Below are 25,355 nucleotides of genomic sequence, written 5' to 3' on the forward strand. Positions count from 1 at the left end.
GGTGGCCGAGCTGGAGGGGGTAGTGGTGAGGGGAATGGTGGCCACGCTCGTGCCGCTGACGTTGTCCCACTGCTCGCGCAGCAGGCTGCCCGTGCCCGCGCACCCACTGCTTACCACTGGGGTTGTGGGGGTAGGCGTGGGGGTAGGCGTCGGCGTGGGCGTTGTTGTCGCTACGGTAGTAGTTGCTTCAAAAAACGACGGGGTAGCCGTTAGGGCAATACCCTGCGCCGATTGGCTGGTGGTCGTATTCGAGCTTGCGTAGTTCCACTCGCGCCGCTGCACGGTGCTTACGCCCAAGCTGGTTGGGAAAGAGTAGGTTGCGCCAGCATATTCCGAATTGTCCGTCAATGCCTTGGCCCACAGCACATAGCGGGTAACGCCGCTTTTGGTGAAGGCCGCCCCTTCTATGGAGGTGGGTAGGGCTAGGGCCGTCGTACGGGCCGCATCGTAGCTATACCCATACAGTAGATTCGAGGTCGTGGCAAAGGCTTGACCTAGCAGGGTCGTCTTTTGTGAGCCAGGGGCATCCCGCGTCAGGTTTTCGTATAAACCCATCAGCGCAATCTCGTCTTCTCCCGATACCGATTGGCCAACTGCGGGGGCATTCACCGTTTCCCCCAGGCTGTAGAAATAGAGCTGCCGAATATTGTTTTTCTGGGCTAGCACCAGGGTCTTAATTCCAAAGCTGCGCTGCATCTCATCCGACCCAGTGCGGTCTTCCGAAGTGCGACGGGCAATGTTGGTTTCGGACAGCAGTAGGTACTTGGCTGGGTGCTGCGTGCCGGTGTAGCCGTACTTGGTCAGCACATCGGCCATGGCCTGCCGGTCCGTCATTACCTGTGCGGCGGCAAAGTCCGAATTGCGGGTGTATTTGAAGGCGCCCGCCGGCGTGTCCCAGTAATGCAGTGAATAAGAAGGGTAGCTGTGAAAGCACAAAGCATCTAGGTAAGCGCCTGCGGTGCGGGGGTAGGCCGCCGTCACACTGCCGTCAACCGGGTTATCGGTGTAGCGCAGCAGCGCATCCAAAAACTGCGAGTAGCCTACCCCTCCCGTGGTGATGTACGCATCAGGGCGGTACTTCTTAATCACTTCGTAGCTGATGCGCAGCATGCGAATGTAATTGTAAAGCGGCGCCTGGATATTTGCCAGTTCATTAGGGTTTGGTGCTTTTTTAACCCAGGAGTCTATGTCTGCACTACTCGTAGTGAAGTCCGGCTCATTGACTATTTCCCAGAAACGCACTTTATCGCCATATACCTGCAGCGTCTTGTACAGGTAGATAGCATAATAATTATTGGCATTTACGCTGCCGTCGCTATTCCAAATGGGCTCATACAGGTGGGCAAATAGCTTAGATGAACCACTGCAGCCGGGATAAACCGTCGGGTCGCGGTGAGCTTTCGACGGGCCCTCCACGAAGCACGTCAGCTCTTTCATACCCAGCGTGCCAGTATACTTAGCAAAGGTACTGGCTCGAATGTCGTACCCGTACTGCTCCAGAAACGATTCGGGTAAAGTTGGACGAATCGAATGTGCGCCAGCATTTTTTGCTATACCAGCCAGCGATTCATCATCCCATCCGTTATTGTAATATCCAATATTACTGCCATACTGAAAATCTTCAGTGTAAGGGCGAATATAGTCATCGGCTGTTTGCGCAGGCGCTTGGCCGTGAGCATAAAAAACAGACTGTGTGATGAATAGTGCTAATAAAATAAGTGCCTGTCTCAAGAAAAAGCAATTTTAAGTTGAAGAAATTAATTTTCTAGTCAATTTACTATATCGGCAAGATACAATTGTAGTTAGGTTGCCCAAAAATAGTCTACAGATTTTGAAAATAAAACTTTTCCGTTTGCTTTCTTTGAAAATAAATTACAAAAGGCCCTGTCTGAAGCCAACAGTAGGTAAATTATAAATGACTGATTATTATTAAGATAAGTAGCAATGTTATAAATTTGAGGAAAACTTGATTTTTAGGTGGCGCTGGTAATAATTTATCTGATACTAATTAAATTGTCAAAGTAGTATAGTTGGTTATATCTTGCATAGTAAGGGGTAGGGCTCGCCTGCTTTGTTCCCAAGAAATAGCTACTTGCTCATGCTAAGTAGGCTTTCATGTATGAAGGCAAGATGAAGTCATAAGGCAACCTTGTCTTTGCTGTTCCTGGCATAGTTTTCGACAGCGCTTATGGCTGGCTGGTAGCGCGTCACGTTTGTAATCAACTGCTTAGGCTGCGCGCTACTTAAGCGGTAGCGTGGCACAATTGTTATTGCGGGCACAAACGCCCTACTAGCGGTCTTTATTGGATTGCCCACTAAAAAAGCAGGCCATAGCTCACTGCAGTAGTGAGCTATGGCCTGCTTATAAAGCAGGTAACCTGCTTATAGCTAGAAGATAAGGCCGCCAGTCAGGCTCGCCGTGAAGCGATTGATAGTTTGGTTAACCGTGGGCGAGGCTACATAGGCCAGCGAGTAGGGCTGGTACTGGTCTTTGTTATTGAGGTACACGCCCGCCACATCTACGAAGAAGGTTTTGGTTCGTATGCCCGCGCCGAGGGTGTAGTACTGTTGGTTGCGGCTGAAGTCGCTGCTCTTGTAAGGGTCGGCGTAGTAGGCGTAGCCGGCGCGCACGCGGAAAACATCGAGGCGGGCTTCGGCCCCAAAGCGGAAGTTGACTACGTTGCGGTAGTTATTGGCAATGCTGTAATTACCATCGTTCAAGCCCCGGTCGCTGGAGCCATCCAGCGTGTTGAACTTCGCCTGCGAATAGCCTACGTACTCAATGTCGCCGGTAAGGAAGCCGGCTTTGCCTAGCAGCACCGTGGCGCCGCCATTGGCCCGGAAGGGCGTAGTGATGCTGTAATCGAACGTGCCCGGCGCAGTGGAAAGCGTATTAACAGTGCCGGTGGTGGCATACTTGGCATTGGCCGTGAGGGAGGTGCTGTACTGCTCGGTGAGACGGATGTAAGTGGGCGTCTGGATAGAAGCCCCAAGGCGCAGCGCGTCGGCCGCCCGCACAATGACGCCCAGCCTGGCGTTGATGCCGGTGCCGGTGGTTTTGAGGTAATCAGTCGACACAAAATCCTGGTCGCCGCCCGAGCTTTCGCTGAATGTGCTGTTGCGGGTACGATTGAGCGATACAATGCCTACCCCCCCCCCAATGTATACCCGGTCGCGGTAGTTGCCGCCGTAGCCCAGGTCAAACTGTGAGAGTGACCCCGTCGTTTGAATGGTTTCCGTTTGGGTAATAGCCCCTTTGCGGGCGGCTTTCAGGGCCGCCGGAGCATTAGCGTAATCAGGGGAGGTAGGGTCGAGCGGAGCCGGGGTGCCTGCGCGAGAAATAGTTTGGCCCTGCGCTTGGTCGGGCCGAGGGTTAGGGTTAGGATTAGGCACCGCTACGTGGTCAACCAGCCCAGTACCATAAGCTAGTCCATCGATATCCTGGTAGTTTCCAGTATTATACTGATTATTTATGTCGCTAATGTTGTTTTGATAATCAGCGCTAGTGTAGTTGCCGTTGTTATAAGGCTCGCGTAGGCGCTGAAAGAACGAGTGGTTATCGTCGGTGGAGTTTTGGTATCGGAGGCCTTGGTTGAAGTCGGCCAGCCGGGTAAAGCCCAAGGCGAAGGCGCCACCGCGCCAGTCGCTGGTGTTGTCATTGTCGGGGCGGCGGTTAGCAAACACTATTCCCGCGCTGGCAATGTGAAAGCTATTGGCCGTTTGCGACAGCGAAGGCGAGCCGGTGCCCACGGCAGCGGAGTTGGCCGCCTGTGCAGCATTAGTAGTGCCGAAGCCCACGCCCGGCGTAAAGCTCACTTCAGACTTAGTGAATAAGCCCAAGCCAGCCGGATTGCTGGTGAGGTTGCCAAAGTCGGCCCCCAGCGACACATTGGCCCCCGCCAGGCCCAGGGAGCGCGCCGTGCCACTGGGGTTTTGGCGCATGTAGAGTAGGGCATCGCCGGCGAGGCCACCCTGCGCGTAAGCCGCGCGGCTAAAAGTCAAAAAGCTGCCCAGCATAGCAGCCAGGCCCCAAAATTTGTGTTTCATAAGAAAAAGTATGGGCAAAAAAGAGCCGGCCCCGTAGGCCGGCTCGGGTAAAATCAAGCGGTAAATGGGTTGCGAGCAGGCATCAAATGCTTAGCGACGACCCCGGCCACCGCCTCCGCCACCTCCTCCACCGCCGACGCTACCACCGCCGCCGCCGCCACCCCCAAAGCTGCCACCGTATGAGCGGCTGGGCTGGCTATAGGTAGGCTGGCTATAGCTGCGCTGTTGCTGCTGGGGCTGGCTGTAGCTACGCTGCATCTGAGGCTGATTCTGGCCGTAGTTAGCATTGCGCTGGCGGTTGCCGTAGCCACCGGCTGGCTGGCCGGTAGTGGGCTGGCCGGCCGTGGGGGTGCCCCCGCTGCCATTGCCAAAGAAACCGCTGAAAAATCCGCGCCGGGGAGAAGCGTTTGGAACCGCGTTAGCGGCTTGGCCTGCCGGAGCAGAGTAGGTAGGCTGGCCCGTAGCGCCGCCGAAACTGACGCCCCGGCCGCCCCGGCCCGTAGGCATCGAGTTGACTGTGCTGGGATTTCCTACTGCATTGTTGGGTAGTGCCACGGCGTTGCCGGTGTAAGAGCCTCGGCCGTTGCCAATGTTTACCGAATTGGGGTTGCCGACAGCGTTGTTGGCATTGAGCACAGCCCCGCCGCGATTGGAGCGTGAGCCGTAGAGCACAGCCCCGGTGCCAGGCGAGCTAACACCACCCCCGCGGGTATAAATAACCGGCCGGGCATAGCCTGCATCGTAATAGCCGCGGCCATAGCCCCCACCGTACCCCCCGCCATAGCCGTAGCCTCCACCATAGCCGTAGCCATACGGGGACCCAAAGCGACTAAATCCATAACCACCGTAGGGGTAGCCGAAGCCACCGAACCCACCAAAGCCAATGCTCAGGCCTGAGCCGTAGCCATAGCCAAAGGGAGAATAGAACGACGAATAATAGGGGTCATAAAAACCACCGTAAGGGTAGCCAAAGCCGCCCATTCCGTAGCCGTAGCTAAAGGGCGAGTAGCCGTAGCCAAACGCACTGGCGTAGCCATAGGGCGAGCCGTAGTACGACGGCGACACCGCGTAGTTGGCGCTGGGCGTGTAATTAAACGAGCTAACGCCGGGCCCATCGTAGGGCTGGCCAAAGCCGCTGGCATTGTAAGACGAGTAGCCATTGCTGTAGTAGTCGCTACCCACCGCGGCCTGCGTGGCGGTGCCACCCTGGTAATCGGGGTTAGCATCTTCGGTAGTGGCGACGGTAGCGGGCGTAGTGTCGTCGAGCGCTCTGGCGGGGATAGTGCCGCTGTTGCTGCCGTATGAGCCATTGCCGCTGTATACGCCGGCCGGCGAACCAACAGCCGTGGTGTGGTCTTTAGAAGAATAATAAACGCCGTCAGTCTCCGTAGAGGTTGTCAGCGCCCCGGTGCTGGCGCACCCGCCCAAAGCGAGCAGCGCCAGAGCCGGCAAAGTGGCAGTGAGCAGGTTTTTCATGACTGAAAAAGGTGAGTAGTCAGCGAGTTGCTGAGTGAGTTAGTAAAAGAAACGCGTGGCAAATGGAGGCTATGTAAAGTCCAGACCCCACGGCCCGGCCCAAAAAGAACTGCTTAACCTAGTACCTTCTGCATTGACGCCCCTTACTATAACGTAATTTCGCCCCAAAACGGTGCCTTTTTAATAAAGTTACTGATACAAAACTTATACCAGCCCTACCCCCCGCTATTACCGCGTTGGCCGGCCGGTTTTTAGATGCTACTATGAGCAAAAAGTTGCCTACCCGCCAGGAAGATTATTCGGCCTGGTACAACGAGCTGGTCAAGCGGGCCGGCCTCGCCGAAAACTCCGCCGTGCGCGGCTGCATGGTTATTAAGCCCTATGGCTACGCCATCTGGGAGAAGATGCAGCGCCAGCTCGACGACATGTTTAAGCGCACCGGGCACGAAAATGCCTACTTCCCGCTGTTCGTGCCCAAGAGCTTGTTTGAGGCCGAGGAAAAAAACGCTGAAGGTTTTGCCAAAGAGTGCGCCGTGGTGACCCACTACCGCCTCCAAAGCGACCCCGACCGCCCCGGCAAGCTGCGCGTAGACCCCAACGCCAAACTCGAAGAGGAACTCATCGTGCGCCCCACCTCGGAGGCTATTATCTGGAGCACCTACAAAGGCTGGGTGCAGAGTTACCGTGACCTGCCGTTGCTCATCAACCAGTGGGCCAACGTGGTACGCTGGGAAATGCGCACCCGCCTCTTCCTGCGCACGGCCGAGTTTTTGTGGCAGGAAGGCCACACGGCCCACGCCACTTCGAGCGAAGCCGTGGCCGAAACCCGCCAGATGCTCGACGTGTACGCTGAGTTTGCGGAGGAGCACATTGCCCTACCCGTCATCAAAGGCGTGAAGACGCCCAATGAGCGCTTTGCTGGTGCTGAAGACACCTACTGCATCGAGGCGTTGATGCAGGATGGCAAGGCGCTGCAAGCCGGCACCAGCCACTTCCTGGGCCAGAATTTTGCTAAGGCTTTCGATGTGCAGTTTGCCAACAAAGAGGGCGGGCTGGAGTACGTGTGGGGCACGAGCTGGGGCGTGAGCACCCGCCTGATGGGCGCGCTCATCATGGCCCACTCCGACGACGACGGCCTGGTGCTACCCCCCAAGCTGGCGCCCATTCAGGTGGTTATCGTACCCATTTATAAGACCGGTGAGATGGATGCGCTGCTGGAGCGTATTCGGCCCATTCAGCAGGGGCTGATTGCGCGCGGTATTTCGGTGAAAGTGGACAGCCGTGACACCGAGCGCCCCGGTGCCAAATTTGCCGAGTGGGAGCTGAAGGGCGTGCCCGTGCGCCTGGCCATCGGCGCCCGCGACCTCGACGCCGGCACTGTCGAAGCCGCCCGCCGCGACACCAAGCAGAAGCTCCAGCTGCCCCTGGCCGACGTAGTTGACAGCGTAGATAAGCTGCTGAACGACATCCAGCTCAACATCTACAACAAGGCCAAGGCCTACCGCGATAGCCACACCACCCGCGTCGAAACCTACGACGAGTTTAAGGAGGTGCTCGATACCAAGGGCGGCTTCGTAGTAGCCCACTACGACGGCACTTCCGAAACCGAGGACCGCATCAAGGAAGAAACCAAAGCCACTGTGCGCTGCCTACCCCTCAACGAAGCCGACGAGGACGGCGTGTGCATCGTGACCGGCCGGCCCAGCCAGCGCCGCGCCTGGTTTGCTAGGGCCTATTAGCCGCCTACGCAGAAGCTCGATTTTTTTGACCAGCAAAAAGGCCCCCGTGACGCACGGGGGCCTTTTTGTGGGGCTTGCTGCTACTAAAGCTGATGCTGCTAACTAAAGCGCTTGACCTCGGCCCAATAGAGGCGCTACTGAACAAGTATGCCGCGACAGCTACCGGCTGGTTGCCCATCAAAACGCAGGTGAAAAAAGTAACTGCCAGCAGCCTGGCCTTTACGCTTCCAGCTAATAACTTGTGAGCCAGCCGGTAGCTGCCCGGCATAGACATGGTCGATGATGCGCCCTAGCATATCAGTTACCGTTAGCTCGACATGGGCAGCACGAGGTAGCTCACACTGTAGCTGGGTGGTGCTGACTATAGGATTAGGAAATAGTGTGAGGTTAGTAAGCAGTTCGGCCGGATGGGCAAACAAGGCAAAAGCTGCTGGTTGCACGGCAATGTCCGTTACCCAAGCGCCATCATTTAGTGGGCTGCTAGGCAACGTTGGGTCGTGGCCAATACGGCCATCTAAAAGGGTTATCTGCCCGGTAGCCAGGTCGATAGTACCAAACCTGGAGTAAAAATCCGCTGGGTCGAGGCCACTCACAGAAAAATAACCGACGCCAGGGCTGGTAGCAGAGGCGGTGTAAATGTCGAGGTCAGCCATGCTGTATTTATAAAAAAATTCCCGTATGCTTCTATTGGTTTGGGCTATTGTGTGCAACTGGCCCGAGGCGGCGGGCTGCAACGTAGCCAGTCGATTTTGGGCTTCATCGAGTACATAAGCCGTGGTACTACCCCTGGAATTGGCATAGGCCACCGTGGCGATGTTAGGTGCCGAGCCCGCATTTACGTCGCCCAGCGCATAGGCTAATGGAGCATCGACAGCGGATATGCTGCCGCTAACCGGGTCAAGGGTCAGGTTGGCCTGGGTAATGCCGCTGGTAACGCGAATACGGTCGGCCACCGGGTCGAAATCAAAACCGATTTCGGTGTAGGACTGGGTTTGTATCCAAACCTGATGTGACCCTAGCGGCAGCGCTAATGCGCGGCTGCCGCGTGGGGTAGCCACTGCCGTAGTCAAATTGAGCGTGTACATCTGACCTGTCTGATTACTAAAATCATAACCCAATGCAAACAACTCACCGGTTGCCGGCCGAAAATCAAGCCCTACGCATTCTTGGTTGGTAGCGAGGCCCGTAATAGGCATCCGCGAGCGTATAATGCTGGAACTGGTTGCCGAAAAAGAAACCAACTTAGGATTGTCTGCATAGGCTTCGAGGCCATATACTAGTTGCGCAGCGGCTGGCCGAGCGGCCACTAGGGCCGCAAACAACACAGCAACCGTAACAATGCGAGTAAATCGTTGCATAGAAAGGCAATTAGTAAGTAAGAAATTCACGGTAGGCCGCCAGCAGCAGTCCAGTCGCGCCGGGCAAAGTCACATAGCGAGTCATATCGAAAAGACGAATGCAGTGGAAAAGATGGGCATAGCGTAGAGCAAAGCGGCCGGCCAGATTTGAACCCTAGCGGATATCCCAGGAAAAACCCATAAACAGCCCCAAGCTGAAAGGCTGGCGCGGCGAAAACGCCGTGTTAGTCTGCACAAAAGGCGTGAGCACGTAGCGTGCCGTGGGCTGCACCAGCCACTGCCAGCGCGAGTCCGGGCGCCCAAGGCGGTAGCGTAGGTCCAGGCCCAGGGTCAGGGCCAGGGTCTTAGCCGCGTAGAGGCTGTCGGTGGCGGTGTAGGTCCGCTGGTGGCCGCCGTAGTCGCTGCCTTCGGTGCTACGGCCACCCTGGTACCAGCCCGCTTCGGCCCCCAGCAGCAGCGCCTTGGCCAGCCGGCCGCGCGGCGCGCCCAGGGCGTAGCTCAGCTGCACGGGCAGGGTGAGGAGCCGGTAGGTATCGCGCTGCCGAATGCGCGCCCCGCCAGAGTCGGCCAGCTGCAACGCCAGCCGGGTAGCATATTCCTGGTAGCCTACCCCCACGGCCAGCGCCCAGCGGCCCGACAGCACCCGCCGTATCTGCACCTGCGCACCCAGGCCCGCGGCCGGCCGCTCCAGGTGTGCAAAGTCTGGGTAGCCGGTAGTAGCCGGCGCGGGGCCAATGGTGCGGTAGCTGAGCGTAGGCCCGGCCAGGGCCAGCAAGGCCCAGCGGCGCACCGGGGGGTAGGGCGGCCGCAGCGAGTCGGGCCGCGCCACCAGCGGTACTGGCAGGCTGGCCAGCGGCACTATTGGCAAGCGAGCGGTTATGAAGTTAGATGAATCAATGGGTAGAGCTGAAAAATTAGCTGATGATTTATCCATGCTTGTTGCTCGTGGACGCTGGCGGTTAGCTACAACCCAGTCAGCACTACGGGCACCAGGCTTAGCGGCTGCGGGGTGGTGTCGTGGCAGCGAGTGGCCGTCATCTGGTGCTATTTTGCCGGCGGCAAAACCGGACTGCCGCGCTGCCTGGCTGCTAGCTGCCGCAATTAGCTGGCCTACCGCGCGGGGCTGCCTTGCGGCAGTTGCTGCGGCACTCAGCTTCGTGCGTCGCGAGTCGCCTGGCGTCGCACTGCTGTTAGCGAGCGCACCTTCGGCCGGGCGGCGGAACTTGCTGCCAGCGGCTGCCGGCAATGCGTTGCGCGAAATAGCAGGGGGTAGGGCATGCCTCTCAGGAGTAGTTGCAAGCGCGAGTGGTATCCGCCGCGCCGATTGGTTGAGCGCAGGCGCGGCCGCAAGGCGGCGTCCGGTTTCGTGGGGCCTCTCAGCATTGTAGATGGCTTGGCTATTGAGCCGCGAAGCAGGCAGCGTGGGCTTCAGTTCTGCCGCCGGGGGTAGGGGATTGGCCGCAGCATACGAGTTGGATTTTGATTTAAAATTCTGATTGTTAGGTGTTAAAATTGATGCGTCGGGCTGCTTAAGGGTGCTAGTAGGTGACTGCTTTGTAGTCAATTGAGCAGCTGCTGGTTCACTAGTCGCCAAGCTGCCTGCGGGCCGGGCCGCCCGGCGCGTGAGCAGCCCAGCGGCTACCAGCCCCAGGAGCAGGGCCAGCAGCGGCAGTAACCGGCGCGGCCGGCGCCACCAAGGCGACCCCGCCGCCGGTAGGCGCTGCCGGATGCCAGCCCAGGCTTCCGGCGGAGGGGCCTCGCCGTAGTCGCCCAGGCGCTGCCGCAACGCGGTCAGCAACGGGTCGCTGGCGTCATCTTCGGGGCGAATAGAGTCAGGGCTTTCGTTCATGAGGAGGATTAGCAGAGCGTAGGTTTGGCCAGGCGTAGGCGGTGGGCCAGTAGCTGGCGGGCGCGGGCCAGCTGCGACTTGCTGGTACCCTCCGAAATGCCCAGCAGCTGTGCTATTTCGGGGTGCGAGTAGCCCTCGATGGCGTAGAGGTTGAGCACCGTACGGTAGCCGTGCGGCAGCGCCGTGAGGTGCTGAAGCAAGTCGGCCGCAGCGAGTTGGTCGAGGGCCGATGGGTCGGGGCTGGGCAGGTTCGCCGCATGTTCGTCCAGGTTGGCGGCGCCGGTGCTGGTGGGGTGGCGCAGGCGGTGCTGCTCTACGGCGTGCAAGGAAGTGTGCACAGCAATGCGCCGCGCCCAGGCTTCAAACGGGCCATCACCCCGGTACTGGTCGAGGCGGGTAAAGATTTTGACAAACGTGTTTTGCAGCGCATCCTCCGCCTCGGCCCGGCTGGGGCAGTAGCGCAGGCATATGCCCATTAGCCCGTAGGCCAGCTGGTTGTAGAGCCGTAGCTGCGCTGCTTCTTCGCCCCGGCGACACGCCGTTAGCAGGGCTTCAGAAACAACAGCAGGAGCAGCAGCCATACGCAATACTAATCGACGACTGCCCCGGTAGCAGCGGCGTTCGGGGGCTTGACCGGCGGCGCCCCGTAACGGTTGCGCAGGCCCTAAAAAAATACCGACGACTCACTATAAGTCGTCGGTATAAAGTCACAATATTGTCTGTTGCTTTATAGCTTCTCTTCCAGCCATAGCAAGCCCGCCGCTAGCAAAAACAGTCCGAAAAACCAGCCCGCCGGCCACGGCTGCCGCACGGTAGTTGTGGCCGGCGGGCCCTGGCTTGCGCGTGCCGCGCGGGCGGCCAGTGCCTGCTCGCCCGCGTGCAGGGACGGCCCGCGCCAAGCCGCTGAGTCGTACACGTAGAAGCTGTGCACCGTGCGCCCCGGCCCGCGCACTTGGTGCCAGCCCGCGGCGCTGGGCCAGTACTCGGCGGTGCTCCACTCGAGTAGGCGGGTGTCCTGGGCTAGGGCTAGCGCCACGGCCGGGCCGCCCGCCAGGGCTTGCGCGGTGGGCAGGGGGGTAGGGCGCGGCCCCGCCAGCCGCAGCGTGAGGGGCTGGCGCGGGTGTGGCCAGCGTTCCAAAGCCAGCCACGTGGCGCTGGGTGTGGGCGGCGGCGCGGCGGCCGTCAGCAGCTGGCTCCAGAACGAGGCGTAGGCCGCCGCCTGCCCCTGCAAGGCCCAGCGGAAGGTTTCGGGCACTACCGACACCACTACCGCGCCCAGGCCGTAGCGCCGCCCGGCCGCCACCAGGGCCCCGCCGGGCCCGGTGATGAGTGGCCGCAACGCCGCCCCCGGCCGCAGGCGCGCCGGTAGCAGCGCCCGCACCGGCGCCGGGGCATTAGGCCAGGTTAGGAGCTGGGCCACAGTGCCAGCCACCGGTAGCGGCTGCACCACAAAGTCGGCGCGGGCGGGCACGGCTGCCGGCAGGGGGGTAGGGTCGGCCAGCAGTACCAGGCCCAAGCGGCCTTGGTTGATGGCGGCGCGCAGCGTCTGGCTTTCGCCGGGGGGTAGGGCGGCTAAGGTCGCGGCATCGGCCACTACTACGGCGTAGCGGGCCAGCAGCGCTGGCGTGAGGTGGTCGAGCGGCTGCGGCGACTGGTTCACAAACTCCGTCTGCACCAGGCCGCGGCTCACGGTGGTGCGCAGGGCCACCGCCCGGCCCTGAGCGGCCAGGCCATTTTTCAAAAACTTAAATTCGAAGCCCGGCACGGCGGCCAGCAGCAGCACGGCGGGCTTGGGCATAGTGGTGATTTCCAGCGGCAGCGGCTCGGTAGCTACGCTGCCCGCGCGGCGCAGCACCACGGCGTAGCGCGCCAAGCCGGCCACTTTGGGTTGGTAGCTGAGGTGAAAGCTGCCACCTGCCGCCAGCCGCACCGAGTCGCGGCCGGTACCTTCGGCTTGCAGGCTCACCCAGGCGGGGCTGTCGCCCGCTACCATGCCTTCTACCTCAAAACGCTGACCCAGGGTGAGCTGCTGCGTCCAGTTGGCGGCCGTAAAGCCGGCGTAGGTCGGCCCGACGTGGCGCACCACGGGCACTGCGCCCAGCGCCGGTAATTCGGCGGTGGGTAGGCCTTCGCCCAGCAGGTGCAGGCGGCGCAGGGCGGGGCGCTGCTCGGCCAGGGCCAGCAGGCTGCCCAATGACTTGGCACGGGTAGGCGGCGGCGTGCTGTAGGCCCACACTGGCGTGCCCCGGCCCAGGCGGCGCAGCAGCTGGCGCAGCGTATCGGGCTGGTAGCCAGGCGTGAGTACGATGGCTTCGGCGCGGGCGGCCGCTACTTGCTGCTGGGGGGGGTAGGCCGTGAAATACAGCGCCAGCGGGGCCGCCAGGCTGGCCAGCAGCCGCAGCGCCAGCCGGCGGCGGTCGGCGCGCCGGACGGCCGCCCAGGCCAGAGCCAGGGCTACTAGTCCGCAGAGGGCGGCTATAAGCAGTGAGGAAGGAGCAGTTGGCAAGGAGATTTTTCGCGCAGTGTTTCGCGGTGTTAAAACGCAGTATTTCGCAGAAAGCAGGCTGATTAAACGAATTGATAGTCAGCTAAAAATAACTTACCGCCCCAACTCCTGGAAGTAGCGCCGGGCCAGGCGGTCGGGCGTGGCGGCGGGGGCGGCGGTGGGTACGGGCGGTGGCAATAGGTCGGCGAGGGCGCGCTGGGCGGGGGCGAGGCAGGTGGCGCAGGGTACCCGGCCGGCGCGGGCATTGGTGGCCAATTGGCGCAAAGCGCGCAAAGCCGGCAGGTATAGGCCGGGCTTTTGCAAAGCCGCCTGGGCCAGCGCGGCGCCGGCTTGCTCCAGCGCGGCAGCTTCGGTGGGGCGGGCGGGCTGGCCGTGCTGCGTAGCCAGCCAGCGCAAAGCGGCGCGCACGGTGGGCTGGGTGGCCGGGGCCGCCACGGTTTCCCGAAGCTGCGGGGCGGCGGCGCCCTTCAGCTCGCCGGTGAGGCGCAGGGTGGCCTCGGGCAGGGGGGTAGGGGTAAAGCCGGCCTTCTTGACGTAGGCGCGGGTTTGCTGCTGCACCTGTTTGAGCAGGCGCAGCGCGCGGTACTCAAAGGGCCGGGCCGCGGCGGGCTGGCCGGTGCGCAGGCGCAGCTCGGCGGCCCACATCTCGTCGAGCACGGCGTGGAGCTTGGCCTTCACGGCGGGCTCTAGAAAATCGGCGGTTTCGGCGTCGTCGTGCTTGTGCATGTAAGGGTCCATCAGCGCGTCGGTGGCGGCGGTGGGCGAGGAGTTGCGGCCGGCCGGCGCTTCGGGGTGGTGGTCGTGGTCGTCGTCGGCCTCGGCTGGGGGGGTAGGGGCTTTTGCTTCGGCCGGTGCGTCGGCGGTCGGGGCATCGGCCGTGGGGGCGGCGGGCTCGTCGGCGGTGGGCGGACCGGCCGTCACGCCCAAGCCCTTCTCGGCTTCCTCGCCCAAAAACTTGCCGTAGCGCAGGCGCAGCGACTGCTGGTCGAAGCCCAGCGCATTGGCGCGGTTCGTAAACTCGGCCGCCGTGAGCTTGGGCTTCTCCGCAATCAGCTTTTCGGTGTCGATAATAATCTGACGCTCACTGCGAAAGTAGGCCGGCGCGGTATTCACGCCCATGCCCATATCGATGGCGCTGGTGGCGGCGGCCGTGTCCTGCCACTGCACCAAAAAGGCGTCGGAGCGTGCCGCGTGGCCATTGTTGTCGCGGGCCTGCAGGTAGAAATACAACTCATCGCCGTAAGTCAGCCCCAGCTTGGGCAAGTTCAGCAAACTGCTCACAGTGGCCTCGCCCGGCTGGCCGCCCAGCCCGGCGCTCAGGTCGCGGCGTACCTCGTGAAACTTCACGGCCTCGCCCTGGCCCTGCGCCACGGTAATGACCAGCTCGGCGCGGGTCAGGCCGTAGTCGTCGCGCAGCGTGGCCTTTATCGGCACCTCGGGCCGGGTGCCTATCGCCGCGATAAGCGTGTATGGCTTAGGGGTTTGAATGCGAATAGTCGGCAGCTGGTCGGGCCGCACGTCGATGGCGTAGTCATCCGAAGTTTGCCCTGCGAAGCGCAGCCGGTACAGCGCCGAAGCGCTCAGCACCTGCTCGGCCGCGAACTGCGTGGGCTGCCCCGCCACCGGCCGCAAGGTCAGCTTCTGGCTACCTAGCTCCAGCACCGGCGCGGCGCCGGCCCCCTTATTCACCCGCACCAGCCAGCGCACCCGCGACCCCTGCGGGCATTGAAACGAAGCCGCCGCCGGCACAAACGCCGCCCGCCGCGTGTAGGCCGGTGGCGTCACCAGCAGCTCAACTTTGGTAATACGCGGCGCAGTCACCGGCACCGCCCGGCCCGCGTCAGGCGTGAAGCGCAGCGCCACCGTGGCCGGCGTGGTAGCTACCGCCGATTGCCGCGCTGGCAGCCACCACGCCACCACGCTGCCAGCCAGCAGTAAGCCACTGATTAGTAGAGAATTTTTGAAAGAAACCGGCAGCAGCGGCGCCTGCGTAGCCGCCAACTCATCGAGCCGCTGGCCCACGCGCTGCTGCTGCAGCTGCCCCAGAAACGGTAGCTGCGCCGCCTCGTGCAGCAGCAGGCCAGCGCTGTCTTCCAGCTCCGGAAATAGCCGGTCCAGTTGCCGGGCCACGGCAACTGGGCCTAGCCGCCGCAACGGCCACAGCTGCCAGGCGGCTACGGCCAGCACCGCCAGCGCGGCCACCAGCAGCCCCGGCCGGCCGGCCGGCCAGCGCGCCGCCAGCACACCCAGCAGCAGCAGGCCCGCCAGCGTAGGCAGCGCCACTGCCGCCAGCCGCCGCCCCGCGTAGCTGCGCCCCGCCGCCCGCAGGTGCTGCCGGGCGGCGCCCAAGTCCGTTGCTATCTGAGAAGCTACCTGCATTATGCTGAAAGAGAAGGAGTGGAAGCCGCGCGCCGCTGCGCCAGCCAGCGCTCCAGGCCAAAGAGTGCTGCCGCCAGCACTACCAGCCAGGACCGCAAATCGGTGAAGCGATAAGCCACGGGTGGCGCGGCCGCTCGGCTGGCTACGCGCACCGGCTGGGCCGGCAGCTGCGCCGGGTCGAGGCGGCGCTGGTCGTGCGCGGTTAAGGTCGAATCAATCCCCAGTTGGGTTTCGGGAGCCAATAAATTCAGCAGCAGCGCCGGCAATTCCGGGCTGTCGCCTAGCTTGCTCCAGGCCTGGTTGAGACGCGTAGCCAATTGATAGGTAACACCTTGTGCCTGTGGTGCCGCCGTAAGAACGGCCCGGCCCCGGCTATCAGCCCATCGGGCTTGACCAGCTACTGGCGGCTTACTGCGCCGCAAGATGCGAATGGGCGCGGCGTCAGCTGTTTCGGTGGTGGCCAGGGTGGCGGTATCGGCCACGCCCGGCCCAGCGGCTTCTTGCCACAAGCGCAGGCCGCGCGGCACGCGGGCGCGCCAGGCGGCCGGTACCGGGCTATCGCTTAACCAGAAAAGCCAGTCGGCAGCTTGGGCTGGGTCGGGGGGGGTAGGGCCGGCGGTGAGGGCCAGTGGTCGCGCCAGGCCCACGGCCGCCGCCCGCAGCGCCGCCCGCAGGTAGCGCGCATCATCGGCGTAGCTGGCCGTGGCGTAGAGGTACACGCGCAGCGGGCCGGCCAGCACGGGTACCGCTGCCGGCGCCCGGCCCGAGTCGGCCGCTGCGGGCCGGAGCTGTGCGCCGCCCGCCGTGGTTTCGTAGCGCAAGGGGGGTAGGCCCGCCACGGTAATCGCCGCGCCCGACTGGGGTAGGGCCACGCGCACAGTGCGGAAAGTCGTCTGCTTTTCGTCGCTGTGGCCCAGCAGCAGGCGTAGGCTATCAGTGCTGGCGCCGGCCGCTTGCAGCCAGTCGGTGGCGGTGCGCGTGGGCACGGTTTGCCAGGTCAGGTTGGCCGGTAGCGTCGGGTGCGCGCCGCCGAAGCCGCGCAGCGCGGCCGGCGTCACGGCGCACAGCGGCTGGCCCGGAAATGAGTCGGCCGCCTGCTGCAGACGCGCCCAATAAAAGTTGTCGCCCCGCGGCTTGGTGGCCGGGCGGCCCAGCGAGTCGCGCTGCCACTCGGCGGCCGTGATGGGGGGTAGGCCGGGCGCCAGCCAGCGCAGCCGGTAGCCGTGCCGCCGCAGCGAGTCGAGGGTGGGGCGCACGGCCGCCAGGCTGCTGCCATCGGCCAGTGCGGGGCTCACCAACACCTGGCCCTGGGCCGCAGGCCGCACCTGCCGCCACGCCGGACCAGCCAGCGCCATGGCCAGCACCGCCAGCAGCGCGGCCCGCAGCAGCAGCAGCCATAGTTGCTCCAGGCGCAGGTTGCGCAGGCGGCGGTTGGCCCCGGCGGCCAGCCAGCGCAGGCTACCCACCGCCACCTCGCGGCCCGGCCGCCGGTTCCAGAGGTGGATGGCCAGCGGCACGAGCAGGCCCAGCAGCGGCAATACAGAAGGGTTGGTAAAAGTCAGCAAGCGAGCTAAAAAATGCTAATTAAGTGAGTGTCAGGATTTTTTTACCGCGGAAGACGCGGAAGATTTACGCGGAGGGCCGCGGAGGCTGTTCTTCCGCGGCCCTCCGCGTAAATCTTCCGCGTCTTCCGCGGTAAAAAACTAATTCATAGCCTGCCTTCGTTTCAAAAACTCGCGCAGCGCGCCGTCCAGCGGGTCGGCAGTGCTTAGCTGGTGGTAGTCGATGCCCTGCTGGCGGGCGGCCTGGGCGGTGTCGCGCAGCCACTGGCGCAGCTGCGCCTGGTAGCCGGTGCGCTGCTGGTCGGCATCGAGCTGCAAGGTCTGCCCGGTTTCGAGGTCGCGGAACGTAACACAGCCTTTGTAGCTAAAATTCAGCTCATTGCCCGCCACCAGGTGCAGCAGCAGCACGTCGCCGCTCACGGCGCGCAGGCGGCCCAGCAGGCGGTTTATCTCGCCGGCTTCCTCATATAAATCGCTCACGCACACCGTGAGGGCGCGCTGCCGCCGGGCCGTGAGCGGGGCCAGCGTGGCGGTGTCGGGGAAGGTGCCGGTGGCCTCGGCCGTTTCGAGGGCGTGGTAGAGGCGCGGCAGCTGGCGCGTGTCGCTACGGGCGGGGTAGTGCTGCAAGGCACCGGGCCGCAAGATGGTCAGGCCCACTGCATCTCCCTGCTTCTGAGCCAGGTAAGCCAGCGCGGCTAGCAGCAGCCGGGCGTAGTCGAGCTTGGTGAGGCCGTTATCGTCGCGGTGGTTCATGCTGGCGCTGGCGTCCAGCACCAGGTTCACCGTCAGGCTAGTATCGACTTCCGACTCGCGCAAATAGTACCGGTCCGAGCGCGCGGCCAGGCGCCAGTCGAGGCGGCGCAGGTCGTCGCCGGGCTGGTAGGGCCGGTACTGGCTGAACTCCATGCCCGCGCCGTGCCGCCGGCTGGCGTGCGCGCCGGCCAGAAAGCCCTCGGCCGCCTGGCGGGCAGCCAGCGGCAGGTTGCGCAGGGCGTAGAGGAGTTCGGGGGTTAACATGCAGTAGCGCGGACTTTTAGTCCGCGAGTTCGATAGTTTACAAGCGAATGATGTACTCGCGGACTGAAAGTCCGCGCTACACCGCCACCGCTTTCAGCAATTCCGCCACGGCATCATCGGGCGTCAGGTTCTCCGCCTCGGCATTAAAATTCAGCAGCACGCGGTGGCGCAAAACCGGCGGCGCCAGCGCCCGAATATCATCGAGCGTGGCGGCGAAGCGGCCTTGCAGCAGCGCCCGCGCCTTGGCGCAGAGGATAAGCGCCTGCCCGGCGCGCGGGCCCGCGCCCCAGCGGCCGTAGTCCTTGATAAACTTGACTTCCGAGGTGGCCGGGCGAGTGGCGCGCACCAGCCGGTTCACGAAGCTCAGCAGCTCGGGGCTGAGGCTCACCTGCCGCACCAACTGCTGGAGCTGCCGGATGTCGTCGCCGCCCAAAATGGGCTGCACCTCGGGCCGCGCCGTGCCGGTGGTGCCGCTGAGCACCGCCATTTCCTCCTGCTCGGTGGGGTAGCCGATGCGCACGTACAGCAAAAAGCGGTCGAGCTGCGCCTCGGGCAGGGGGTAGGTACCACTCTGCTCAATAGGGTTTTGCGTAGCCAGCAGGAAGAACGGCTTAGGCAGCGCGTGCTCCTGGCCGGCGTAGGTCACGTGGCCTTCCTGCATGGCTTCCAGCAGCGCGGCCTGGGTTTTGGGCGGCGTGCGGTTTATCTCATCGGCCAGCACCAGGCTGGCGAAAATGGGGCCGGGGTTGAACTTGAACGAGCGGTGCCCGGTGCCGTGGTCTTCCTCCAGTACCTCGGTGCCGAGAATATCGGTCGGCATGAGGTCGGGCGTGAACTGGATGCGGCGAAACGGCAAGTCGGTGGCCGAGGCCAGGGTGCGCACGAGCAGCGTTTTGGCCAGGCCCGGCACGCCTTCCAGCAGGGCGTGGCCGCCGGCCAGCAGCGCCACCAATACCTCGTCGAGCACAGCCGACTGGCCCACTATGACCTTGCCGATTTCGGCTTTGAGGGTAGGGAGCTTGGCGAGAAGCGTTTTTACGTCTTGTTCGGTCATGTAGAGTTTTGGCAAGCGGATAAACGTCTGTCATTGCGAGCGCAACGAAGTGGAGCGCGGCAATCTTTTCTTCACAATGGGTTAGTAATCAAGTGAAAACAAGCGGCAAGGAAGGATTGCCGCGCTCCACTTCGTTGCGCTCGCAATGACAGGCGGCGCAGTTCTAGTACCTGTCAACTCAGCGCATACAGCAGAATATTGACCCCAAACTTGGTGTTGTCCTCGGCCAGAAAGCGCTTGTTTCGAAAGTCATAGTCCCACTCGCAGCCGTAGTCTTTGTTGGAATACAGCACGCCCAGGCGGTTATTGATGGTGACGCCCTTGAGGTAGTCGTGCACCAGGTCGTCGCCCCAGCCGTTGAGCTCGAAGCCCGTGTTGGGCGGGCCGTCCTTGAACTTGAAAAACTGGGTATAAATCGGGTGGGTCTTGGGAATTTTCTGTAAGGCGTTGGCCCCGAAGCACACCCGCATCTGCTCCTCAAAGGAGCGGGCAAACAGGCCGTCGATGTCGTGGTTGCAGTCGTCCACAAACACGAAGCCGCCGTTGCGCACGTACTGCGTGAAGTTCTTCTTCTCCGCCGCCGAAAACTGCACCAGCCGGTGCCCGCTTAGGTAGCAAAAGGGGTAGCCAAACAAGTCAGGGCTATCCAGGGCCACCACCTTTTCCTGGGGCGCCACGGGCACCGTGGTGTACTGCACCAGCGAGTGCAGCAGGTTGGCGGGCATGCGCTCGTCCACGGCATCCCAGTCGCCGGAGTGGTAGCTGAGGCGCACGAAGGTGAAGGGGGTAGGCATCGGGGGAAATAGGCGAAAAAACGGGGGGTAGGGTTGCACTGCGTGGGTTCACGGGCCATTCACGCCGGCCTTCGCAAAGTTGTTTCTGCAACCTTTGTGCACCCCGAAAGCCTCTTTCTATGCGTTACCCAGCTGTGGCCCGCTGCCGCTGGCGGGCCCACAGCTAGTTCATTATATCCTAAAACGCTCATTACCAATACACATGAAACAGTTCGTATTCGCAGCTCTGCTGCTCCTGCTGGCCAGCCAGGCCCACGCCCAATTCGGTATCAAAGGCGGTATCAACGAGGCCGTGCTCACGGGCCGCGTCGGCGAAGATGCTACCTACAAGACTTATTTCCACGCCGGAATTTTTTATCAGGCCCATATTATCGGGCCGCTGTCCATCCAGCCCGAGGCGTTGTATTCGCTGCAAGGCTCGCAGCTGAAGGGCGCCACCACCACCACTAACTACACCACGCGGCTCAATTACATTGCCGTGCCCATCCTGGCTAAGCTCACCTTCGGGCCGGTTTATGTTGAGGCCGGGCCGCAGTTTGGCTACCTCATATCGGCCAATGAGCAGGGCAACGTGCAGGTGCGTGGCAGCAGCGGCAACGTGCTGTTTGGCAACGTGGACCAGGCGGCAACCGGCAACTACAAGCGCGGCGACTTCGCCCTTTGCGCGGGGGTAGGGCTCAACCTGGGGAAAGTGGTGCGCGTGGGCGGCCGCTTCGTGGCGGGCCTCAACGACATCAACGACGTGCAGTACCTAGTAGGCGTGAACGATGCCCGCCTCCAAAACCGCGTGTTCCAGTTCTACGCCGCCTTCCAGCTACCTAAGCTTTAAGCAGCGCAAAGCAGGCAAAAAAAGAACGTCATGCTGAGCTTGTCGAAGCATCTCTACCACGCCGTTAGAGTTAGTAGTTTAACGGCGTGGTAGAGATGCTTCGCAAGCTCAGCATGACGTTCTTTTTTAGTGAGGTACTACCTCCTTCCTAAATGGCGTCCGACAGGCTCGTAAACGTGAAGTCCCTGATTTTCAGCGGTGGTACCAGGCAGCCCGCCAGGCGCACCGGCCGGCCGATGGCCTCGATATTATTGAGCATAATAATCGGGCTCTCGTTGAAGCGCAGGTTTTTGATGGGGAATTTGATGGCCCCGTTTTCAATGTAAAATGTGCCGTCGCGGGTAAGGCCGGTGTAGAGCAGCGTCTGCGGGTCTACCTCGCGGATGTACCACAGGCGCGTCACCAGAATACCCTTGGCGGTGCCTTTTATCAACTCGGCGGTGCTCTGCGTGCCGCCTGCCATGATGAAGCCGCTGGGGAAGGGGGTAGGGGCCACCTTGTTTTTCTCGGCCCAGAAGCGCGAGTAATACAGGTTTTTGACCACGCCCTTTTCCACCCAATTCATGCGTCGCGCGGGTAGGCCATCGCCGTCGAAAGCCTGACCCGGTACCTCGGCATTCATGGGGTCGGAGTAGATGTTGATGCGCTCATCGAAGAGCTTTTCGCCCTTGCGGTTGCCGCCGCCCTTCTTGGTCATAAAGCTGCGGCCCTCGTCGGCCGAGCGCGCATCGAGGCCATACATGAGCCCGCCGAGCAGCGACAGGTCGTCGCCGGCCATGAGCGCGGCCGGCTCCAGTATCACCGTGTACTTGCCCGGCTCGATAGCCTTGGCGTTGAGCGAGCCGGTGGCCTTGTCGGCGGCGCGCTGCGTCAAAGCCTTGGTATTGAGTTTGCTAACGTCCGTGACGTCGGCAATGGCGTAGCCCGAGCCGCGCCCGTCGGGCGTGCGCACCGTCACCGAAAAGTCGGTATTAGTCGATTGCTGATACGCCTCCAGGCCCTTCGAATTGCGCAGCGCCGTGAAGCGCGTGCCGCCATCCAGAAAGCCGGCGGCGGCCAGGTTTTTGGCCGCGCACAGCGTCATGCTATCGGCGGCGGCCTGGGCGCGGCCGGCCGGCGTGAGGGGGGTAGTGGCGGCCGAGGGTGGGTTGAGATACGTTTGCGGGCCGAGCGGCGGCATGTACTCGGGGCTTTCGGGGGCGAGGTGCGCGATTTCCTCGGCCCGCTGCACGCAGCGGCGCAGCGTGGCGTCGTCAAACTCATTGCACGTGGCAATGCCCGAGCGCTTGCCGAAGCTCGACTCCACGGTGAGCGACACGGTGTCTTGGGCGCCGGCCGTGCTCACGCTGTTGCGGGCGTAGCGAATGTTGCCGGCCGTGCGCCCGCTGAGCCCGACCGTGCACGCGTCGGCGGTGCTGTAGCTCAGCACTTTCTTCAGAATAGCCTGGGCGTCGTCTTTGGAGAGAATAGCCATGATAACAAGATGCTAAAGGGGGGTAGGGACTAAACTTTCCGCGCGGTGTTGATGACGTTCACGCCGTTGAAGCGCGTGGTGGCCGAGCCGTGGCTCACCGACGACACCTGCGCCGGCTGGCCCTTGCCATCGAAGAAGGTGCCGAACAGGCGGTAGTCGCGCTCGTCGCACGAGCCGGCGCAGGCACCCCAAAACTCCTGGGTATTCGACTGGTACGCCACGTCTTCGAGCGGCTCCGTGATTTTTCCCTTCTCAATGGCGAAGAATAATTGCCCACCAAATTGAAAATTAAAGCGCTGCTGGTCAATGCTGAACGAGCCCGCGCCGGCAATGTAGATGCCCTTGTCCACCTTGCTCACCATCTCGTCCACGCTGAGGGGGGTAGGGCCGGGCTTGAGGCTGATATTGGCCATGCGCTGAAACTGCACGTCCTCCCACGACTGCGCGTAGCAGCAGCCATCCGACTCCTTCTGGCCCACGATGTGCGCCTGGTCCCGGATTTTCTGGTAGTCCACCAGCTTGCCGGCCTTGATGATGTCCCACTCCTTGGTTTTCACGCCCTCGTCGTCGTAGCCCACGTTGCCCACCGAGCCGGTTTGCAGCTTATCGGCCACGATATTGACCTCTTTAGAGCCGTAGGGCAAGCCTTTGGCCTTCCATTCGAGGGTAGCGAAGCTGGTGCCGGCGTAGTTGGCCTCGTAGCCCAGCACGCGGTCCAGCTCGGTGGGGTGGCCCACGCTCTCGTGGATGGTGAGGCCCAGGTGGCCGGGGTCGAGCACGAGGTCGTACTTGCCCGGCGTCACCGATTTCATGCCCAGCTTGGCCTTGGCCTGCTTGCCGGCCAGCGCGGCATCGGCCAGGATGTCGTAGCGCAGCTTATAGCCCACGGTATCAGTACCCTGCGGGCCGCGCACCTGCTCGGCAGCGCTCGGCGTGAGGTACTCGTAGCCCAGCCCGACCGGCGCGCTCAGCGCCTCGCGCGAGCGAAACTTGCCCGACTTGGTATCCACGGCCGTCACGTTGAACGTGGGCCATAGGCGGTGCACGTCCTGGTCGATGTACGAGCCGTCGGTGCTGGCAAAGTACTTCTGCTCATTGACTTGGAAAAGCGCCGAGTTGATGTAGTTGGCGCCCGCGTCCATCGCCGCCGCGTTGGCGGCCAGCAGCAGGTCGGCCTTCTGCTTCACCGGCACCTCGAAGGCGCTCTGCTGAATGGGGGTTTTCCAGTTCACCTCGCCGTAGCCTTTTTGCGCGGCCAGCTGCACGGGCTCCTTCTGCACCTTGGCGTCGGCCTTGGCAATCTCGGCGGCCAGGCGGGCGGTGGCGGCCAGGCTGGCCTCGGTCACCACGCTCGTAGAGGCGAAGCCCCAGCAGCCATTCACCAGCACCCGAATGCCCACGCCGTAGCTCTCGGTGCTCACGATGTTCTGCACCTGCTTCTCGCGGGCAAACACGTACTGGTTGAGCGAGCGCCCGATGCGCACGTCGGCGTAGCTCGCGCCCGCGCTCTTGGCCGCGTTCAAGGCCGCATCGGCCAGGCGCTTTTTAAGAATGGTGTCGGCGCCCGGCTCCAGCAAGCGGCTGGGGTCCACGAGCTTGGCCCCGAAGCCCGGCAGTGAAGGTAGCAGCAGGGCCGTGGCGCCCAGGCCGGTGAGGCCCACAAAGTCGCGTCTATTCATAGCAGAAAAAAGTGAAAGTGGCTGGTTAGGAAAAGGTTGCCGCGAAGCTACTCGCCGCAGATGCGAAAAAAAGCGGCCTGGTTGCCCGGCCGCTTTTTTTGCGCGCTGGAGCTACTTCGCTCCGCAACAGGGGGGTAGGGCGGGCCGGGCACTGCCGGGTACCGCCGCCCCGCCCCAAACGTTACACCGCGTCCGACAGGCTGGTGAAGGTGAAGTCGCGGATTTTGAGCGGCGGCACCAGGTTGCCGGCCAGGCGCACCGGGCGGCCGATGGCCTCCAGGTTGTTGAGCATGATAATGGGGCTCTCATTGAAGCGGAAGTTCTTGACCGGGAACTTGATAGCGCCGTTCTCGATGTAGAACGTACCGTCGCGGGTGAGGCCGGTGTAGAGCAGCGTTTGCGGGTCCACGGGGCGGATGTACCACAGGCGCGTCACCAAGATGCCTTTTTTGGTGCCTTTGATGAGGTCGGCAGTGCTCTGCGTGCCGCCTTCCATGATGAAACCGCCGGGGTTGGGCAGGTCAGGAATACCTGATTTCTGGGCCCAGAAGCGCGAGGTGTAGAGGTTTTTTACTACCCCCTTCTCAATCCACGTCGTGCGCTGCTGCGGCCGGCCATCGCCCGAAAAAGTCAGGTCGGGCACTTCGGCGTTAGTAGGGTCCGAATAAATCGTAACCCGCTCGTCAAACATCTTTTCGCCCTTGCGATTGCCGCCGCCCTTCTTGCTCAAGAAGCTGCGCCCCTCGTCGGCCGAGCGGGCGTCAAACGAGCGCATGAGCGCGCCCAGCAGCGAGGCATCGGAGCCCGAAACCAGCGCATTTGGCTCCAGAATAACGGTGTACTTGCCCGGCTCAATGGCCTTGGCCCCCAGCGAAGAAGACGCCTTGCCGGCCGCCACCGCCGTGAGGCGCGCCGCGTCAAACTTCGACACGTCCGTAAAATCGGTGGCCGCGTAGCCCGAGCCCATGCCGTCGGGCGTGCGCACCGTGATGCTGAAATCGAGGTTCGACACGCGCTGGTAGGCCTCCAGGCCCTTCGAGTTGCGCTTGGCCACGAAGCCCGCCGAGTCGTTCAAGAAGCCCGCCGACGACAGCTTCTTGGTGTCGCAGTACTGCATGCTGGCCGCCATCTGGCGGGCGCGGTAGTCGGGCGTAATGGCCGCCGTATTGGCCGCAAACGAGAGCGGCGACGACAGGTAGGTTTGTGGCCCCAGCAGCGGCATGTGCTCGGGGCTTTCGGGGGCCAGCCGGGCAATTTCCTCGGCGCGCTGCACGCAGCGGCGCAGGGTAGCCTCGTCAAACTGGTTGCAGGTAGCCGTGCCCGAGCGCTTGCCGAAATACGACGTCACGGCCAGCGATACGTTGTCCACGGCCCCGGCCGTGCTGATGGAGTTGCGCGCCGAGCGCACGTTGCCTTCGAGGCTACCGTTGAGGTTGGCCTCGCACTCGTCGGCGGTGCTGAAACTGAGGACCTTCTTGAGAATGTCCTGGGCTTCGGTTTGGGAGAGAATTGCCATTTTATGTAGCTATTAGCTTAGAGCTGTTGGCTATTAGCTTTCTGTGTTGGCCGCGCCGCTCGAAAGAAGCTAACGG

The 25,355-nt window shown here is 62.5% G+C and carries 17 protein-coding genes; 2 read left to right on the forward strand and 15 right to left on the reverse strand.

Annotation, left to right across the window (positions count from 1 at the left end; translation table 11 throughout):
• The 3 genes from E4631_RS25890 to E4631_RS08955 all read right to left on the reverse strand — a co-directional run.
• A partial coding sequence (locus tag E4631_RS25890) for a hypothetical protein (protein ID WP_205704220.1) occupies positions 1-1,110 on the reverse strand: 1,110 nt, incomplete at its 3' end.
• Between the two features lie 1,278 nt (positions 1,111-2,388).
• Entirely contained in the window at positions 2,389-4,047 is a 1,659-nt protein-coding gene (locus E4631_RS08950; protein WP_133656181.1) for an OmpP1/FadL family transporter, read from the reverse strand.
• A gap of 90 nt (positions 4,048-4,137) precedes the next feature.
• Positions 4,138-5,523 carry a hypothetical protein gene (locus tag E4631_RS08955; RefSeq protein WP_133656180.1) on the reverse strand — a complete coding sequence of 462 codons (1,386 nt, stop codon included), beginning with the start codon at positions 5,521-5,523 and terminating at the stop codon, positions 4,138-4,140.
• Positions 5,524-5,786: 263 nt separating this feature from the next.
• Here E4631_RS08955 and proS point away from each other — a divergent pair, with 263 nt between their 5' ends.
• Positions 5,787-7,262 (forward strand): proline--tRNA ligase, encoded by a 1,476-nt coding sequence (gene proS, locus E4631_RS08960; RefSeq protein WP_133656179.1) that lies wholly within the window; start codon positions 5,787-5,789, stop codon positions 7,260-7,262.
• A 134-nt stretch (positions 7,263-7,396) separates the two neighbouring features.
• Here the strand turns inward: proS and E4631_RS08965 are convergent, their stop codons facing one another.
• The 9 genes from E4631_RS08965 to E4631_RS09005 all read right to left on the reverse strand — a co-directional run bounded on the left by E4631_RS08965 (position 7,397) and on the right by E4631_RS09005 (position 19,781).
• Positions 7,397-8,620: a DUF4394 domain-containing protein gene (locus tag E4631_RS08965; protein ID WP_133656178.1), complete on the reverse strand. Its 1,224-nt coding sequence runs from the start codon at positions 8,618-8,620 to the stop codon at positions 7,397-7,399.
• A 154-nt stretch (positions 8,621-8,774) separates the two neighbouring features.
• Positions 8,775-10,469 carry a hypothetical protein gene (locus E4631_RS08970; protein ID WP_133656177.1) on the reverse strand — a complete coding sequence of 565 codons (1,695 nt, stop codon included), beginning with the start codon at positions 10,467-10,469 and terminating at the stop codon, positions 8,775-8,777.
• 8 nt (positions 10,470-10,477) lie between these two features.
• A complete protein-coding gene (locus E4631_RS08975) occupies positions 10,478-11,050 on the reverse strand; it encodes an RNA polymerase sigma factor (protein ID WP_133656176.1) in 573 nt (190 codons plus the stop codon).
• A 146-nt stretch (positions 11,051-11,196) separates the two neighbouring features.
• Positions 11,197-12,975, reverse strand: coding sequence for a hypothetical protein (locus E4631_RS08980; protein ID WP_133656175.1), 1,779 nt, complete (start codon positions 12,973-12,975; stop codon positions 11,197-11,199).
• A gap of 93 nt (positions 12,976-13,068) precedes the next feature.
• Positions 13,069-15,354, reverse strand: a complete 2,286-nt coding sequence (locus tag E4631_RS08985) for a DUF4175 family protein (RefSeq protein WP_133656174.1) — start codon at positions 15,352-15,354, stop codon at positions 13,069-13,071.
• Positions 15,354-16,919, reverse strand: coding sequence for a BatA domain-containing protein (locus tag E4631_RS08990; protein WP_133656173.1), 1,566 nt, complete (start codon positions 16,917-16,919; stop codon positions 15,354-15,356). The genes E4631_RS08985 and E4631_RS08990 overlap by 1 nt, the downstream gene beginning before the upstream one ends.
• A 138-nt stretch (positions 16,920-17,057) precedes the next feature.
• Positions 17,058-17,933, reverse strand: a complete 876-nt coding sequence (locus tag E4631_RS08995) for a DUF58 domain-containing protein (RefSeq protein ID WP_133656172.1) — start codon at positions 17,931-17,933, stop codon at positions 17,058-17,060.
• Positions 17,934-18,009: 76 nt separating this feature from the next.
• Positions 18,010-18,987 carry a MoxR family ATPase gene (locus tag E4631_RS09000; RefSeq protein WP_133656171.1) on the reverse strand — a complete coding sequence of 326 codons (978 nt, stop codon included), beginning with the start codon at positions 18,985-18,987 and terminating at the stop codon, positions 18,010-18,012.
• 173 nt (positions 18,988-19,160) lie between these two features.
• A complete protein-coding gene (locus tag E4631_RS09005; RefSeq protein WP_133656170.1) occupies positions 19,161-19,781 on the reverse strand; it encodes a DUF4159 domain-containing protein in 621 nt (206 codons plus the stop codon).
• Between the two features lie 202 nt (positions 19,782-19,983).
• Here E4631_RS09005 and E4631_RS09010 point away from each other — a divergent pair, with 202 nt between their 5' ends.
• On the forward strand, positions 19,984-20,610 hold the full coding sequence (locus E4631_RS09010; RefSeq protein WP_133656169.1) for a porin family protein: 627 nt from the start codon (positions 19,984-19,986) through the stop codon (positions 20,608-20,610).
• A 148-nt stretch (positions 20,611-20,758) separates the two neighbouring features.
• Here the strand turns inward: E4631_RS09010 and E4631_RS09015 are convergent, their stop codons facing one another.
• The 3 genes from E4631_RS09015 to E4631_RS09025 form a co-directional block, all read right to left on the reverse strand.
• Positions 20,759-22,084, reverse strand: a complete 1,326-nt coding sequence (locus E4631_RS09015; RefSeq protein ID WP_133656168.1) for a TldD/PmbA family protein — start codon at positions 22,082-22,084, stop codon at positions 20,759-20,761.
• 29 nt (positions 22,085-22,113) lie between these two features.
• Positions 22,114-23,763 (reverse strand): TldD/PmbA family protein, encoded by a 1,650-nt coding sequence (locus E4631_RS09020; RefSeq protein WP_133656167.1) that lies wholly within the window; start codon positions 23,761-23,763, stop codon positions 22,114-22,116.
• A 181-nt stretch (positions 23,764-23,944) separates the two neighbouring features.
• A complete protein-coding gene (locus E4631_RS09025; RefSeq protein WP_133656166.1) occupies positions 23,945-25,279 on the reverse strand; it encodes a TldD/PmbA family protein in 1,335 nt (444 codons plus the stop codon).
• Between the last annotated feature and the right edge of the window lie 76 nt (positions 25,280-25,355).

Origin of the sequence: Hymenobacter sp. UV11, from assembly GCF_004684095.1 — a bacterium.
Classification (GTDB): domain Bacteria; phylum Bacteroidota; class Bacteroidia; order Cytophagales; family Hymenobacteraceae; genus Hymenobacter.

Coding starts and splice junctions, on each gene's coding strand:
- E4631_RS08950 (WP_133656181.1), bottom strand. CDS start 4,047: ATGAAACACAAATTTTGGGGCCTGGCTGCTATGCTGGGCAGCTTTTTG.
- E4631_RS08955 (WP_133656180.1), bottom strand. CDS start 5,523: ATGAAAAACCTGCTCACTGCCACTTTGCCGGCTCTGGCGCTGCTCGCT.
- proS (WP_133656179.1), top strand. CDS start 5,787: ATGAGCAAAAAGTTGCCTACCCGCCAGGAAGATTATTCGGCCTGGTAC.
- E4631_RS08965 (WP_133656178.1), bottom strand. CDS start 8,620: ATGCAACGATTTACTCGCATTGTTACGGTTGCTGTGTTGTTTGCGGCC.
- E4631_RS08970 (WP_133656177.1), bottom strand. CDS start 10,469: ATGAACGAAAGCCCTGACTCTATTCGCCCCGAAGATGACGCCAGCGAC.
- E4631_RS08975 (WP_133656176.1), bottom strand. CDS start 11,050: ATGGCTGCTGCTCCTGCTGTTGTTTCTGAAGCCCTGCTAACGGCGTGT.
- E4631_RS08985 (WP_133656174.1), bottom strand. CDS start 15,354: ATGCAGGTAGCTTCTCAGATAGCAACGGACTTGGGCGCCGCCCGGCAG.
- E4631_RS08995 (WP_133656172.1), bottom strand. CDS start 17,933: ATGTTAACCCCCGAACTCCTCTACGCCCTGCGCAACCTGCCGCTGGCT.
- E4631_RS09000 (WP_133656171.1), bottom strand. CDS start 18,987: ATGACCGAACAAGACGTAAAAACGCTTCTCGCCAAGCTCCCTACCCTC.
- E4631_RS09005 (WP_133656170.1), bottom strand. CDS start 19,781: ATGCCTACCCCCTTCACCTTCGTGCGCCTCAGCTACCACTCCGGCGAC.
- E4631_RS09010 (WP_133656169.1), top strand. CDS start 19,984: ATGAAACAGTTCGTATTCGCAGCTCTGCTGCTCCTGCTGGCCAGCCAG.
- E4631_RS09015 (WP_133656168.1), bottom strand. CDS start 22,084: ATGGCTATTCTCTCCAAAGACGACGCCCAGGCTATTCTGAAGAAAGTG.
- E4631_RS09020 (WP_133656167.1), bottom strand. CDS start 23,763: ATGAATAGACGCGACTTTGTGGGCCTCACCGGCCTGGGCGCCACGGCC.
- E4631_RS09025 (WP_133656166.1), bottom strand. CDS start 25,279: ATGGCAATTCTCTCCCAAACCGAAGCCCAGGACATTCTCAAGAAGGTC.